The following is a 15,342-nucleotide window of genomic DNA, read 5'->3' as shown; positions in this document are numbered from 1 at the left end:
AAACCTGCCTCTTCTATTACTTTTCTAGCAATATCATCACAATCAGTACCTGTCATTTCTTGTTGAACAAGTGAAATGGCAGTTTGTTGTGCTGTAAATACAGTATCGTATACTTTTCTAAATGTTTCATCAGGTTTTCCTACACAAAATGTTCTTGTTAAATCACTACAATATCCTTGATATTTTGCTCCCATATCAATAACAATTGATTCGCCTTTTTGAATAATTCGATCTCCAGCTCTATGGTGCGGTAGCGCAGCATTGGGACCAGATCCGACTATAGTATCAAATGAAGGACCTTCTGCTCCAAGTTCTCTCATTTTATTTTCTAGCTGTAATGCTACTTCTCTTTCAGATATACCAGCTCTTATAGTTGGTGCTATAGTATTCATTGCTTCATCAGAAATTTTTATAGCTTCTTTTAATATATCTATTTCGTCCATGTATTTAACAGCACGGATTTTTTCTATTGATGCATTAAGTGGTTTTAAATTGACAATTTTATTCAATTTATTTTTCTCTATAATTTCAGAAAATCGTGAATATCCAGCAAAACTTAGATCTTCAGATTCAAAGCCAAGTGTATTAATTCTATGTTTAATAAGTAGATCAATGAACCATTTTAGTTCAGAATCTATTTTAATGATCTCAAACGATGGTGCTTGATTTGTTGCCTGCTCAATATAACGGAAATCAGTATTAAGATAAGCTGCATCTGGGGTTATGAATAAGTATCCGGCAGAACCTAAAAATCCTGAAATATAATATCTGTTTTCTGGGTTTGTAATTAATATCCCATCCACTTCAAATTCAGCTAGTTTTTCTTGCAGTTTTGTTAAACGGTCGTTCATTGTACTCCTTTATTGGTATTAAGATAGAAGATAATTTATTGCTGTTAGATAGCCAAACCAACCTAGACCCGAAATGTGTCCTTCGCAAACATCGGCAATTAAAGATTCTCTACGAAAACTTTCTCTTGCATGTATATTTGATAAATGTACCTCAATTATTCTGCCATTAAAATCAGACAGACAATCTCTTAGTGAAATACTATAGTGAGTTAATCCCCCCGGATTAATTATGATTGCATCAGTAGTATCTGTTATTTTTTGAATATAATCTATTATTTCACCCTCAGCATTTGATTGGTAAAAAGATAAAGAAACTGATGAATCAGTAAAATTTTCTATTATTAATTGTTCTATTTCATTTAAAGATTTTGATCCGTAAATCGAATTATCTCTTTTACCAAGGTTATTCAGATTTGGACCATTAATTATTGCTATATTCATGAGATTCTCCAAAATGTATTTATTGATATATTAGTCTATTTGTTGATATTCGCAAGAGGATGGCTATCTAAGTATATTTTTTTTGCTTGGTTTGTACTTACATGAGTGTATATTTGTGTAGTATCTGGGCTTGAATGGCCTAAAAGCATTTGAACGATTCGAATATCTGCTCCTCCATCTAATAAATGGGTTGCAAATGAATGCCGTATCATATGAGTGTGTATTCTTTTAGGAAGCCCTGCTATTTTTGCTTTTGATTTCACAATATTTTGAATAGATCGATTTGATAATCTTTTTCCAAATTTATTAAGAAATAATGCAGATTCTGAGTTTCTCTTAGCAAATAATTTTCTTTGATTTCGTACATATTCATCTAAAATCTTTATTGATTTTAATGATAGTGGCACTTGTCTTTGTTTATTTCCTTTTCCTATTACCGTAACAGTACGTTTTGTCATATCGATATCATTTAGATTTAAATTTGATACTTCAGATAGTCGCAAACCTGATCCATATAAAATTTCTAATATCGACAAATTTCTTATTTCTAATTCTAAACTCTTGTGATCGATTTCATTTTCTTTTGAATTATCTAATAGGGATTCAATTTCATTCTGTTCCAGTACTTCTGGTAATAGTTGGGGTTTTTTGGGGATAATTTTTTTCATTGAATAAGACCTACTATTCCACAATGGCGCTTCTGGCATGAATTTTTCTTCAATACAAAATCTGAAAAAAGAACGAAGGCTGGCTAAGTTTCTTATTACACTATTACGACTAATATTTTTAGTTTTTTTAGTTACTAGCCATGTAAGGAAACTAACTATTGTTTTACGATATTCAGTTTGGAAAAGTTGCTTCTTTTTATTTAAAATAAATTTTGCGAAGTCTTGAAATGGTTGTTCTTTGGAAAAGTTTTCTTCAACTAGAAAACTTGCAAATACTGAAAGATCTGATAAATAATTTCTTATTGTATTATCAGATAAGTTTTTTTCGTAACTTAAATGTTTGTTATATTTTTCAATGATTTTTTCATTATTCATATTGCGATTACGTTGTGTTATTTAGATTGGTTGTTAATTCATTTGAATTTAGTGTAATAGCACAATCTTTATCATAACAAACTATTCGATCCCTTGTTGATTCAACCATTAGCCCATTACATTCAGGGCATGTATGCTCAACTGGTTTTGCGTTGCTTATAAAGTTACAATTTGGCCAAGCGCTACAACCATAAAACTTTCTTCGTTGACCTTTTCGCTGCTGTCTTTCAATTATTTCACCTTCCCGATCTTCTTTTACGCAAATCGGACATTTTATACCGGTGCTGTTAACAATATTTTTTGAATATCGACATTCCGGGAATCCGGAACAGGCGATAAATTTACCGTTTCTCCCTATTTTTTCAACAAGTGGTCTCTCGCACTGCGGACAATAATCACCTGTTGGGGTTTCTACAGTAACTTTTGGCATAGTAGATTCTGCTTCAGCGTATAATTTACTATAAGGATTGTAAAAATCTTGTAAAACAGAAATCCATTCCTTATTCCCTTTTGCAATTTCATCAAGATTTGTTTCCATAGAAGCTGTAAATTCTACATCCATTATATTGGGAAAGTATGGATTTAGTTGATCAACTATAGCTTCACCTAGTTGTTCTGTTTGGTATTTACCATCGACTAAAGTACAATAATTTCTTCCTTCAAGAGTTGACATTATTGAAGCATAGGTACTAGGCCTTCCTATACCAGATTCTTCAAGTTTTTTAACTAAAGTTGCCTGTGTATATCGTGCAGGTGGAAGCGTGAATTTTTGTTCGTTAGCTACATCGTTTAATTTCAGATCATCATCTTTGGATAATTTGGGCAGTTTTTTTGATGATTCTTCATTTTCTTCTGTATCATTTTCGGGATCATGATCAGGGTTTTCATATAAAATTCTGAAGCCATCAAATTGCGGAATACTACCTGAGCAAATAAATTTATGTTGTTCTTTATTTGTATCTTCAGAAAGAATATTTACAGTAGTAATTTGATTGATTGCATTAGACATTTTGCTGGCAACAGTCCTTCGCCAAATTAAGGTATAAAGAGAAAGTTGCTCTCTTGTTAGATGGTTTTTTAAATTATCAGGTGTTCTTAGTACTGAAGTTGGACGTATTGCTTCATGTGCTTCCTGAGCTGCTACAGCTTTTTTACGAACAGTATGTTTAGTATTTGAAACATAGTTTTCACCATAGATTTCTTTAATAAAATCAGTTATTTCTGAACTTGCAATGGAAGAAAGTGTGATTGAATCAGTTCTCATGTAGGTTATCAGGCCAGTCTCACCTTCACTACCGATGTTTATCCCTTCGTAAAGTTGTTGTGCAATTCTCATGGTTCTTGTTGCAGTATATCTAAGTCTTCTGGAGGCTTCTTGTTGTAGCGTGCTAGTTGTAAATGGTGCAGGTGCTTTACTGGAAGAATTTCGGACAGAAATTTTTTCTACCTTGTAGGTAGAATTATTAAGTATTTGCTTTAATTCAGTAGCTTCTGCTTCGGAATTAATTTTTTCAGAGTTAAGTTTTGCATCAAATTTAGTTTTATTTGAATCTGATTTTGATAAATTAATAGTAACATTCCAATATTCCTTAGGTATAAAGGAGGAAATTTCACGTTCACGTTCAACAATGATTTTTAAAGCCACTGATTGGACTCTTCCAGCTGAGAGTCCGAGTTTTCTTCCACTGGTAAATTTTTTTTGTAATAATGGGCTTAATTGATATCCAACAACCCTATCTAGTATTCGTCTAGCCTGTTGAGCATTAACTAACTGCATATCAATGTCTCCAGGATTATTAAAAGCTTCTTTTATTCCTTGTTCTGTTATTTCATGAAATACAACTCTTTGGGTCGGTGGAGTTTTAGAGGATGAAATTGATTCAAGTATATGCCATGATATTGCCTCGCCTTCTCTATCTGGGTCTGTAGCAAGATAAATATTTTCAGCATTACGAGCTAATTTTTTGAGATTTTGTACGATAGATTTTTTCCCAGGCATAATTACATAGCTGGGAGTAAAATTATTATCTATATCCACAGCCATTTCTTTTGATGGTAAATCTCTAATATGTCCGACAGACGCTTCAACCTGAAAATCTTTTCCAAGATATCTGCTAACAGTTCGTGCTTTTGCAGGTGATTCAACTATCACTAAATTTTTTGTCATTTTATTAACCTTTTACATATGGCGGAGAGGATGGGATTCGAACCCATGGTCCTGGGGTTACCAAGACACGCGCTTTCCAGGCGCGCCTATTCGTCCACTCTAGCACCTCTCCCGAGTTTATAGGTATTCAAATTATTAAGTTTTATTTTTGATTATAGTATTTAAATCAACAATTAGACAATATTAGATAATAAATATTAGTAACTTTTATATAACATGTTGTATAATCGAGCATGATTTAACTGTCAATAATATTAATTAATGTATGCATTTATGGGAGATATTACAATGGTTGAACAAGAGCAAAATTATTTAACTCCAGAAATTCTTAGCCAAATTGGTAAAGAAGGTGAAGAAACAATTTGGCCAGAACCTTTGGATAGGTCTTCATTAAGGCGTTTTATACAGGCAACTCGTGATGATAATCCATTGTACTATGATGAAGAATATGCTAAATCTTCAAAATATGGTTCAATAATCGCACCTCCTTTTTACTTTCATAGAAGTTTTCCAAGCCCTTTGGGTGTTGTAGAAGATGCAGAAAAAGAAGAAATGCGCCATAGAGGCCTTGTTGATACCCCAGGCTTTGCCAAACAAGTTAACGCAGGAAGTGAAATTGAATGGTTTGGCCAAATAAGAATTGGAGATACACTTACTGGCAAAACTGTTGTTTCAAATATTGAACAAAAAGAAGGTAAAAGTGGACCTATGATCATAATAACCTCAGACCGAATAATTAAAAATCAAGACGGGAAGCTAATAGCTATAGTTACAAATAAATCTCTACGAAGACAAGCTGAAGGCACCAGTTTATTCTAAACAGGAAATTGATTACTATGCAGCTGTATTATGAAGATATAATAGAAGGTTCAAGTCTTCCTTCTAAGTCGTGGGGTCCATTAACTAATATGGATATGATTCGATTTGGGTCTGCAGTTGATAGTTACGGAGAAATTCATCAAGATTATGATTGGTGTATTGAACATGGTTTTGATAATGTTTTGTTAAGTGGCCCGTTTAAACAAGCTCTTATGTGTTCTTGGTTAGATGAAGTGGTAGGTGATATTGGTTATATTAAGAAAATTGAAGTTTCTCATAGAGGAATCAATTACGTTAATGAAACCTTAACAGCTTCAGGTACATTTACAAAAACATATACTGTTGATGGATATGGATTTGTAGAATGTGATATTGCTCTTAGCAATGAAAATGGATTAGTTTCATGCCCAGGTAAAGCAACACTTTTGATTCCAACAAAAGAGGTTGATTCAATCGATTTTAATTTTACAGCCCCAATAACATATGAAGAATTTTCTACTAAGCAAATAAGTGCTGAATTTACCGATCCTACTAATATCTATTTAACTAAAGAGATCATAGAAATGATTGGTGCAATGGGAGAATCTTATACTTGGCCTGAACCATTAGATATATCATCTATACGTCGATTTACCCAAGGAGTATTTGAGACTAAATCTCGATATGTTGATATTGACTATGCCCAAAAAAGTTTAATAGGTTCATTAATTGCACCTCCAGCATATGTAATTAGACCTCCTTTTGGATTTTGGGATAAAGGTATGCTTGGTGAATCTGCTATTCCAGTTTTTACAGTCCCGAATACTACTGTTGCGGTAAATGGAGGCAACGAATCTGAATGGTATAAAGTTGTTAAAGAGGGTGATACTTTAACTCAACAAGCACGAGTAATTGATATTTACGAAAAGAAAGGTGCAAAGAGATCTCTTATTCCTGTGGTAAGTGAAACAATTTTTATTAACCAAGATAGTGAAGTTGTTGCTCTTTCTAAACAAATCAATATAAGAATGCCTTAATGCATTTGAGGGGAAAATGAGTAAATCAAAATTATTTTATGAAGAAGTAAACATAGGGGATGAAATTCCAAATTTGGGACCATTGACATGGAATACAACAGATATTGTAAGATTTTCATCAGCAGTAGAAAATTATGAGCCATTGCACCAAGCTAGAGACTGGGCTCGTTCAAAAGGTTATAAAGATACATTAATTAATGGCCCAATTCGAACATCAATGTTACATAATATGCTAATAAATTGGATTGGTGATGATGGGTTTTTAAAAAAGCTTTCTTGTCAACAAAGAGCAGTGGATCACCCTGGACATACACTTGTAGCAAAAGGGTCTGTTGTGAATCGATACATAGGAGAAGATGGTTTGGGATATATTGAATGTGATGTGTATATTGAAAACCAAGAAGGTGTTATTACTGCTCCAGGAAAAGCTACAGTTGTTTTACCCACAAATGAAAACCCTAATGTTCCAGAATCTTTTGAATTACCTAAGTCTTTAAATTAACGATACATTGTAACTATCCTGTAATAAGTGTTATACCTATATAACTACTAATAATATTGCCGAAAATTACTGCAAATATAGAACCTAAAAACCAAAAAGGTGCCAAAGGATATACGTCGCTATATGCTTGTTTTTTCCCTTTATTAAAAATCATTATAATTGAATAAAGAGCAAGTAGTATTGATACTGCAAGTAATGCTAAAAATGACCAATAAAACCCTAATAAGAGACCGATTAATATAGCAAATTTAATGTCTCCTGATCCAAGCCGAACTTTTGGTGTTAATTGAATCATTAGAAAAAGAATGCCTAAAAATAACGCTGCAAAAAATGAATCAAGAATCTTTATAAAAGGCAAGGATGTTAAATCAATGAATCGTTGATTTAACACGATGGGTTTAAGTTGTGGTAGCCATGGTATGGTAACTATTCCAAATATTAGGCCGATAATTATATTTTTGTTTGCAATAACATTATGTATCAAATCTTCTTTTGTGATTTTCCATAACAAAATGAATGTAACTAAAATATAGATTAGATCGCCTGCATATTGTGGAGATAATAAATTCATTAAATTATCAATCAAAAAAATAAGTTAGTCTCTATCTTTTATGAATTGCATAAATTCATTCAATTCTTTGGCTAGTTCTTCAGCGGTTAATGTGCCATGTTTCTCAAGTAACTGTAATACTATTGGATCAGTTTTAACATTGGTGGTAAAGAGATCTCTTAAATTGTTATCATCATCTACTAGATTAAGATCAGGTTCTGTATTTTCTTGATCTTCTTCTAATAGAAAATTGTTATCAACCGTATCAATTTCTAGAAGGTCATCATCAATTTCTGGGATAGTAGCTGGTATTTGAGGAATTGTTTCATTTTCTATGGTTGTACTATTTTCAGGAATTTCATCAACAGGAGATTCTATTTGCTCTTCAGGATAATTAGAATCAGGTTTATTTATAAGCGCAGACAGCTTCTCTTGCATGTTACTTACAAATTTTTTTATGGGTTCAATAAATAATGATTCTCCCATGACTCCATCCTAAGCGATAGTAAATATTTGTTCTGCAATCATAGGAACTATAGTGATCACAGATGCAGAAACTAAACACATTATACACAAAAGGCCGATAATTTTCAGGTTATTTCCACCACTGGCAAATTTGGGTGCTAATGAATTAGCCAATGTTAGTATAAATATTACAAACATTATAGTAAACGATGTTACACCCATATCAGGTGAACCAAACATATCGATGGGATTAGGCATATCTCCACCTTCCATAAGACCGATCCCAGGAGGCAGTGATAAATTGTTTGGTACTGAAATTGATGCAGCGTCTTCTGTAGTAGCACCCATAGTTTCAGCATGAACTGATACTAGTTCTTGATTAAAGCTTGTTAATATTGCCAAAACAAATACTAGTATAAATGCCATAACAGCATGCATGACAATGGTTAGATATAAAAAGGTTGATGATGTTAATTGTCTTGTCGCTCGTAATTGAACAATAGTGTTACAAAATTCACTCGTAATGTTACCTACATCATCAGGTGTTCCACCACGTTCAGCACCATCTACGAGCATATGTGTTGAACGATTGACTAATTCACTACCTGTTTCCGTTCTAAATTTTTCCCAGCATTTATCAATCGGTATTTCAGCTTTTAACCTCACTCCTAATCGTTCGATGTGATATCCTAAACTGCCCATTGAGGCTATATCAATTCTTTTAATTGCCTCTGATAATGTGACACCAGTAGATCCAGCAATATTTCCAAGAGTTCTAATAAAAGTTGGCATTTCTTGATCAAGTTTATCAACTTTATTATGATCTATCATTTGAAAATATGCAGTTGGTATCATTGAGATGCCAAGACATGCAAAAACTATTGCAGTACCAGGTAAAAGACTATAATTAGGGGCAATTATTAAAGCTGTAATCAATCCAATAGGGAGGCCAAATTTTAAAAATCTTTTTGCTAGCATTCGTTCTTTTGTTATCCCGTATTTACTGCTATACGTGACATCTTCTTTTGGAGATACACCATTAATTATATATGCTCCCATTGATGTTATGAAAAATAATACTGCTGCCATCAGAATGGTAAAAGTTTCGGTCAGAGAACCCATAAGGCTTGATACTAAAGAAACAACCATTATTAGTGTTACTGATACCAATATTGCACCATATGCATCAGTCCATTTACGTAAATTTTCTACAGCTCTCTCATAATCATTTTTATATCGATCATTTTCTAATGTGGATTCTTGAATTATAAAATCACGCTCAGATTCCCCTGAGGAAATTGCTGCGGAAAATCGTAATAACAAGCTTCTGACATTGGTAGCTTTAGCTCGGTTAGCTACCATTTCAAATGCTAAAGTATATTCAAAACCTATTCTTTTAGCCAAAAGAAATACGTATTCAAAAAATACAGATACTTTATAAGGTTGTTTTGCGGTACCTTCTAGAATTTGAGATCTAGGTAATCCTCCTATAGCTAAAACTGACATATATGCTAGTGATGAAAGTAAATCATAGCCTATAACAGTTGAGTCAGAGGATACTTTATCAACAGCTGTTGAAACATGTTTACGCTCAAAAAGTTGAGAAATGTTATTTAATATTGATTTGATTAAATCCATTCTACTTAAATAATCCCTCTCTCGCTGCTTTTGCAAGAGTATCATTCAATTCATAAAAGTTTTTAATTCCACGTTCATGAAGTCTTTTTAAAATTTCTGCTCTTTTTTCGATTTCATCGTATATTAGTCTGCTATCTTTTTCTGGGATACCTCGACGTTGAGCAACAGTTCCTTCTAATAACGCAGTGTTCATATAACCAGGAAATTCAAAGGTGTCATTCGAAGGGTTCCATCTAAATACTTCAATAAAACCAAAAGAATTAGTTTCTGGATCGTATTCAACAATTTCATTTATACTCATACATCTTCGACCCAATGATCCATTTGGTAATTTTACAGCACTTTGAATAACGACAAGATTAAGGTTATCTATATATGCTTTAGGTACATTTATTGGATCTCCTGTCATTCTTTGAATGAGTTTTTCTACAGTAGCAGCATGGAATGTTGCCATACAAGCATGTCCAGTCTGCATAGCTTGAAAGGCTATAGCTCCTTCTGCTCCACGTATTTCTCCGATAATTATTTCATTTGGTCTTTGTCGAAGAGCTGCTCTTAATAAATCAAACATTGTAACCGCAGCACCAGTACCAGAGGATCCTGCTGATCCTCTAACTACTTCTCTTGTCCAATTGTCGTGCGGAACCTGTAGTTCAGGTGTGTCTTCAATGCTAACTATTTTTGAAGTTGCTGGAATGAAAGTGCTGATTGCGTTAAGTAAGGTGGTTTTGCCAGATGCAGTTTCCCCAGATACAAATGTGTTCATGCCCTCACCTAGCATTATTGATAAATATGCTAACATTTCGTAATTGATAGACCCAAAATCTATAAGATCCAAAACGCTGATTGGAACATCGTTAAATTTACGTATAGTAAAATTACTGCCTCGTTTTGAAACATCTGTTCCAAAAACGATATTTACACGAGAACCATCAGGTAGTACAGCGTCAACAATTGGATCTCTAACAGTAACTGGGCGATTTATTTTTTCAGAAAGTTTTATTACAAATTGATCTAATTCTAATTCTGAGGTAAATTGTATGCCTGCTTTTAACCCACCGAATACTTTGTGTTCAAGAAATAAAGTGCCCACACCACTGCAACTAATATCTTCAATATTAGGATCTGATATTACTGGTTGAATTGTGCCTAGTCCGTCTTTATCACGTAGCATGAGGTATTGTAATGCTTTGTATTGTTCCTCTGTAACAAGAATTTTGTTTTTGGAATTAATGCCTACTGTCGTACATATTTGCTCTAAACAATTAAGTAATACTTCCTGATGAGGTAGTTCATTTTCATTTTTTAAATCCTCAACATAGTCTATTAAATAGTCATCTACATCCCCCATAAGTTGTTCAATTTCTGGGTCCATAGAAGGTTCTATTGCTACATATGTATCTCTACTATCTTCTTTATCAGGAACTATATGTATAAATACGGCATTCTCTACAGGATATATAAGATTCTTATATGGGAGATTTCTAACTTCTCGTGTAAGTTCTTCATAATATGCAGGTACACCTATTGTATCGAGGTCAGCAGCACACAAGTATGCCCATAAATGTTTATGTGACTTTGCTTCGGATTGTAGGGCAGGAGGAAGTTTAGCAAACAATCTTGGATTATCTTCTATTGATTGATTAGTTATTTTTATTGATATTTTGTTTGTGGAATTTGAATCCGAACCATTTTTTTGTGTTTCAAGTTTATCAATTGCTTCAATAGGATTTATATCCGCTTCTGGATTAGTAGATTTCTTTCGAGATAAAAGTCCCCAACTAATACCATATCGTATAGTATCAAAAACTTTTCCAGGTAGTTTTAATATTTCTCTTTCTTTAACCATATCAGCACTTCACTATCTTTATGCTTTGGCTCGAGATATTGGGATTAACCTTACACCTAGACCCGGTTCCACTTGGAAACCACTAATATTACCTGTAGTACTTTCTGCACCTTTAATTTTTGCAACTTCCAGGGTTTTAACAAGAGCTGATCCTGCGCGAGTTACTTTTAACATTAGATATGCATCACAAATTGACCGCACTCGTGTTAAAGCATTTTCATCGAATGCATTGCTATGAACTGTGCAAATTACTACTTTTCCTTGGTCACATAATCGTTTACATTTTTGGAAAAAATCTTGAATTTTTTCCCCACCAAGGCTTGAAATATATGTCGTCAATGAGTCAATAACTAAAACTCGGGCAGATTGCTCTTTTTCAATATGATTTGCTAATGCATCAAACATAAAATCAGTATTAGTGTCAGTTCCACGAGTTGATATCGGAAATATACGCAAATGATTCATAATAAAATAATCTGTGCAATCCATACCAATACTTTTCATTTGAGGTATCAGACTTTGTATAGTAGTCTCTGTACTGTAACAGACAACATCCTCACCAGCTTTTAGTGCACCATAAAACAATTGTTGAGTTATGCTACTTTTTCCTGATGCGTCGTCACCCTCAATAAGCATTAATGTTCCGTAGGGAATTCCACCACCAATACGACGATCGATTTCTATATTACCAGTGGATATGGTATTACGTTCTTCGACTTCTGTTTCTTCAACATTATATGTCATGGTATTTTCCCATAATTTTAATAGCTGGATATATTATAGTTGATTCTCTATTAACATGCTATAACTCCACTAGAATCATAGTCCCACAAATAAAAGCTAACATTTAAAGGATCGAAACTCGGATTAGTTTTAAATATTCTGATTTCTATTTTTTCTCCTTTTGATCCTGAAAATCTCCACCAATCAGTATCGTCTAGTGTATTAATTTCTCCGTGTCGTTTTTCTCCTATAGCAATATATTGAGGATTTGCTTCAAAGTTAGAGCCAATATTTGTAGGATCTCCTGAAACAATAGTAGGAACGACATTACCTTGTTGATTTAGGATTATATGATATTCTCCTTTTGTACTAGCGCTCAAGGAGATAATTTGTATTATATAAGTACCTGTTCTTGGTAGTTCCATTTCCAAATATGAATCACCAACATCTCCTCCTGCATATGAGAATTTCCCAGCTCCTACTCCACTCCAAGCCCAGGTAGGTGGTGTTTTAGTTGCACTCCAACCAGATTCGTTATATATAACTCTATCGGCATATGCATAAGGTTGGCCGAAGTTAAGGAATCCTCTAGGGTCATATGTTCTGGTTTTACCACCTGTTCCTGAATGCTTTACTGCAGTTTTACTCGTTGTTACACCATTAGCAGTAGATAGGGTGAGTCCCCAAGCAGAACTATTACTAATACCAGAACTTAGTATTCCCATACCTTTAATAGTCATAGACTCGCCAGGATTTAAAATAGTTTTTTGATGTGGATATGTTTTTGAATTAATCGAATAGGTCCATTCACCAGCATTAGGTACCGAAGATGATGTGTAATTTAATGAAATAGAATCATTGTTTACTGCCGCTTCATCAGGGAAGTCAACAATAAGGCTCATATTTTTAAAGTCAGAGATATCAGTGGTTCCTTCATTAATAACTGTAGCTTCAATGTCGCAAAAGTCTGAAACATTTACATTCATCATCCTGATATTCGTTCTTGCTCTTTCACCTGCAAGCTCAGCTGCTTCATTCATAGCTTGTGAAATTTCAAGATTATTATCAAGAGTAGTCCTGTTAAACAAAATGAATGCTGTAAAAAGTACAGTCATTATTAATGCTGTTGAAATAGTTGCTGCCATATATTTATCCTAAGTTTCTTTCCAACAATTCTCTACGTTAAATATTGTTAACAATTAATACTTCCGGCTGTTTTATAATTATATAATTTAAAGGTAAAGCCTTCCAGTCCACTTACCCAGTCTCCGATACTTTGATGGTTTGTATAAGATATTTTGATGGTTATCTGTTCCCCTTTTACACCATCAAATTCCCACCAGTCAACATCATCTTCTGTGTTAATTTCCCCAAATTTCCACTCCCCAGGATTTATTTCTTGAGCACCTTGTGGTATTGGAAATCCTTCATTTGTTGAATCACCTATATCAGGTGTTTCATCATGAATCCATTGATTGTTAAGAATTATATTGTAATTCCCAACGGATGTATTATTACCTGGACGTATCGTTCCATTTGATCCAATTTCAATAAGATAAGTCCCGTCATAAGGAAGTTCTAAATCTAAGTATGACTCTCCTATTATGCCATGAGCATTTCCTTCTTGATCTAGTACGATTTCAGCAGCTCCTGATGCCGTTCTCCATTCGCCATCTAAACTTTGAACAGGAATCCACCCATCTTTGTTATAGAGGACAGTGTCTGCAGTTCCAAATAAAGACCTATTATCCGGAGTTCTGAATATCCCATTAAGATAAGTTATTTGAGATCCTGTTTTTGAAGCTTTAACACCTGTATCAGATATAAGATTTATAATCCACCTTGGATCAGTACTTGTTCCCGTAGAAAGTGTTGCACGACCCTTGATATTCATAGTTTCGCCAGGATTTAAAACATCGGGCTCTTTTATTGAAAACTTTTCTGATAGATCGTCATAATCGTCATTTGTTAAGTTGTGTAATTGTCTTTGCTTAAGAGTTTTCGAGATGTCCATGATATATATATCACCATCAATGGCGTTACCAGATCGAAAAGCCAAGTTATTGCCATCAGGAGACCATGATGGAAAGGAATCCCATAAATATCTATTATTAGTTATATTGGTTAAATTAGTTCCATCGGAATTTATGCTATACAAATTCACATTAAAATTTTCATATCGTTCGAAAACTAATTTAGTTCCATCAGGAGACCATGAAGGATTGCTATCATTATTGGTATTATTTGTTAGACGAGTTTGGTTAGTACCATCTGTATTCATTATATAAATTTCATCATTACCATCTCTGTTGGATCTAAATGCAATTTTGTTTCCATCTGAGGAAGTAGTCGAAAGTAGATCATTACTGAGATTGTTTGTTATATTAGTTTGATTTGTGCCATCAGGATTCATGGAATAAATTTCCCAATTTCCATCCCTCAATGTAGAAAATGTAATCTTATTCCCCATAGGTGACCAATGAGGATATACATCAATGGATAGATTATTAGTAATACGATTAAGATTTGTGCCATCAGAATTCATGGAATAAATTTCCCAATTTCCATCCCTATCCGTATGAAATACAATTTTCGTTCCATCAGCAGACCATGAAGCGTATTGGTCTTCAGAGGCATTGTTTGTAACATTAGCTAGATTAGTCCCGTCTGCATCCATGGTATAGATTTCAGTATTTCCATCTCTAGTTGATTGAAATACAATTTTTGTCCCGTCTGGGGACCACGAAGGCACCAAATTATTTTTCGTATTCGTAATTTGGGTTATATGGGAAGTATCTGGGAGTTCACTGAGATAAATTTCAGTATTTCCATCTCTGTTTGTTTCAAATGCAATACTTGTTCCATCAGGAGACCATGTTGCATTTTTATCCTCTGTAGAGTTATTAGTAATTCGTGTGATATTAGTACCATCACTATCCATATAAAATAGTTCTTGTTGTACTATCATGATATTTGATTGAAATACAATTTTTGTTCCATCAGCAGACCAAACGGGATACATTTCATCACTAGCTGTTTCAGTAATGCGAACTTGATTTGTCCCATCCGTATTCATGGTATAGATTTCACTATTTCCATCCCTACTTGAGTGAAATACAATTTTCGATCCATCAAGTGACCACGATGGACTACTATCCTCTTTAATATTATTAGTTACATTAGTTTGATTAGTCCCATCAGCATCCATGGTATAAATTTCACCATTTCCATCTCTCCAGCTAGTGAATGCAATTTTAGTTCCATCATGAGACCATGTA

14 protein-coding genes and 1 tRNA gene are annotated in these 15,342 nt (G+C 33.7%); 3 read left to right on the top strand and 12 right to left on the bottom strand.

What is annotated here, in order from left to right:
- From FI695_06420 to FI695_06400, 5 genes are all read right to left on the bottom strand, one after another.
- Positions 1–851 (bottom strand): aminopeptidase P family protein (locus FI695_06420; GenBank protein ID MQG51597.1); only part of this gene is annotated, 851 nt, incomplete at its 3' end.
- An 18-nt stretch (positions 852–869) separates the two neighbouring features.
- Positions 870–1,292: a type II 3-dehydroquinate dehydratase gene (gene aroQ / locus FI695_06415; GenBank protein MQG51596.1), complete on the bottom strand. Its 423-nt coding sequence runs from the start codon at positions 1,290–1,292 to the stop codon at positions 870–872.
- A 35-nt stretch (positions 1,293–1,327) separates the two neighbouring features.
- Complete coding sequence (locus tag FI695_06410) at positions 1,328–2,335, bottom strand: tyrosine recombinase XerC (GenBank protein ID MQG51595.1); 1,008 nt, start codon at positions 2,333–2,335, stop codon at positions 1,328–1,330.
- 7 nt (positions 2,336–2,342) lie between these two features.
- On the bottom strand, positions 2,343–4,502 hold the full coding sequence (gene topA / locus FI695_06405) for a type I DNA topoisomerase (protein MQG51594.1): 2,160 nt from the start codon (positions 4,500–4,502) through the stop codon (positions 2,343–2,345).
- Between the two features lie 19 nt (positions 4,503–4,521).
- Positions 4,522–4,614, bottom strand: a tRNA-Ser gene (locus tag FI695_06400).
- Between the two features lie 149 nt (positions 4,615–4,763).
- Between FI695_06400 and FI695_06395 the strand changes: the two genes are divergently transcribed.
- The 3 genes from FI695_06395 to FI695_06385 are packed head-to-tail and all read left to right on the top strand — an operon-like array spanning position 4,764 to position 6,839.
- Positions 4,764–5,321 (top strand): MaoC family dehydratase, encoded by a 558-nt coding sequence (locus tag FI695_06395; protein ID MQG51593.1) that lies wholly within the window; start codon positions 4,764–4,766, stop codon positions 5,319–5,321.
- Between the two features lie 17 nt (positions 5,322–5,338).
- Positions 5,339–6,337, top strand: coding sequence for a hypothetical protein (locus tag FI695_06390; GenBank protein MQG51592.1), 999 nt, complete (start codon positions 5,339–5,341; stop codon positions 6,335–6,337).
- Positions 6,338–6,353: 16 nt separating this feature from the next.
- A complete protein-coding gene (locus FI695_06385; protein ID MQG51591.1) occupies positions 6,354–6,839 on the top strand; it encodes a hypothetical protein in 486 nt (161 codons plus the stop codon).
- A 13-nt stretch (positions 6,840–6,852) separates the two neighbouring features.
- Here the strand turns inward: FI695_06385 and FI695_06380 are convergent, their stop codons facing one another.
- From FI695_06380 to FI695_06350, 7 genes are all read right to left on the bottom strand, one after another.
- On the bottom strand, positions 6,853–7,410 hold the full coding sequence (locus FI695_06380; protein MQG51590.1) for a hypothetical protein: 558 nt from the start codon (positions 7,408–7,410) through the stop codon (positions 6,853–6,855).
- 24 nt (positions 7,411–7,434) lie between these two features.
- Positions 7,435–7,875, bottom strand: coding sequence for a hypothetical protein (locus FI695_06375; GenBank protein ID MQG51589.1), 441 nt, complete (start codon positions 7,873–7,875; stop codon positions 7,435–7,437).
- Between the two features lie 9 nt (positions 7,876–7,884).
- Complete coding sequence (locus tag FI695_06370; protein ID MQG51588.1) at positions 7,885–9,537, bottom strand: hypothetical protein; 1,653 nt, start codon at positions 9,535–9,537, stop codon at positions 7,885–7,887.
- A complete protein-coding gene (locus FI695_06365) occupies positions 9,494–11,341 on the bottom strand; it encodes a type II/IV secretion system ATPase subunit (protein ID MQG51587.1) in 1,848 nt (615 codons plus the stop codon). The genes FI695_06370 and FI695_06365 overlap by 44 nt, the downstream gene beginning before the upstream one ends.
- A gap of 18 nt (positions 11,342–11,359) precedes the next feature.
- A complete protein-coding gene (locus tag FI695_06360; protein MQG51586.1) occupies positions 11,360–12,085 on the bottom strand; it encodes a flagellar accessory protein FlaH in 726 nt (241 codons plus the stop codon).
- Positions 12,086–12,135: 50 nt separating this feature from the next.
- Positions 12,136–13,209: a hypothetical protein gene (locus FI695_06355; GenBank protein MQG51585.1), complete on the bottom strand. Its 1,074-nt coding sequence runs from the start codon at positions 13,207–13,209 to the stop codon at positions 12,136–12,138.
- A gap of 47 nt (positions 13,210–13,256) precedes the next feature.
- Positions 13,257–15,342: DUF5050 domain-containing protein (locus FI695_06350; protein MQG51584.1), on the bottom strand; the 2,086-nt coding region annotated here is incomplete at its 5' end.

This window comes from SAR202 cluster bacterium (assembly GCA_009392515.1).
Classification (GTDB): domain Bacteria; phylum Chloroflexota; class Dehalococcoidia; order Lucifugimonadales; family UBA6952; genus UBA6952.
This window is presented reverse-complemented; position numbering and strand designations above follow the sequence as displayed.

What these genes read in the sequence shown, in the direction of transcription:
- aroQ (MQG51596.1), bottom strand. Translation starts at nt 1,292, where the DNA reads ATGAATATAGCAATAATTAATGGTCCAAATCTGAATAACCTTGGTAAA.
- FI695_06410 (MQG51595.1), bottom strand. Translation starts at nt 2,335, where the DNA reads ATGAATAATGAAAAAATCATTGAAAAATATAACAAACATTTAAGTTAC.
- topA (MQG51594.1), bottom strand. Translation starts at nt 4,502, where the DNA reads ATGACAAAAAATTTAGTGATAGTTGAATCACCTGCAAAAGCACGAACT.
- FI695_06395 (MQG51593.1), top strand. Translation starts at nt 4,764, where the DNA reads ATGTATGCATTTATGGGAGATATTACAATGGTTGAACAAGAGCAAAAT.
- FI695_06390 (MQG51592.1), top strand. Translation starts at nt 5,339, where the DNA reads ATGCAGCTGTATTATGAAGATATAATAGAAGGTTCAAGTCTTCCTTCT.
- FI695_06385 (MQG51591.1), top strand. Translation starts at nt 6,354, where the DNA reads ATGAGTAAATCAAAATTATTTTATGAAGAAGTAAACATAGGGGATGAA.
- FI695_06380 (MQG51590.1), bottom strand. Translation starts at nt 7,410, where the DNA reads ATGAATTTATTATCTCCACAATATGCAGGCGATCTAATCTATATTTTA.
- FI695_06375 (MQG51589.1), bottom strand. Translation starts at nt 7,875, where the DNA reads ATGGGAGAATCATTATTTATTGAACCCATAAAAAAATTTGTAAGTAAC.
- FI695_06370 (MQG51588.1), bottom strand. Translation starts at nt 9,537, where the DNA reads ATGATACTCTTGCAAAAGCAGCGAGAGAGGGATTATTTAAGTAGAATG.
- FI695_06365 (MQG51587.1), bottom strand. Translation starts at nt 11,341, where the DNA reads ATGGTTAAAGAAAGAGAAATATTAAAACTACCTGGAAAAGTTTTTGAT.
- FI695_06360 (MQG51586.1), bottom strand. Translation starts at nt 12,085, where the DNA reads ATGACATATAATGTTGAAGAAACAGAAGTCGAAGAACGTAATACCATA.
- FI695_06355 (MQG51585.1), bottom strand. Translation starts at nt 13,209, where the DNA reads ATGGCAGCAACTATTTCAACAGCATTAATAATGACTGTACTTTTTACA.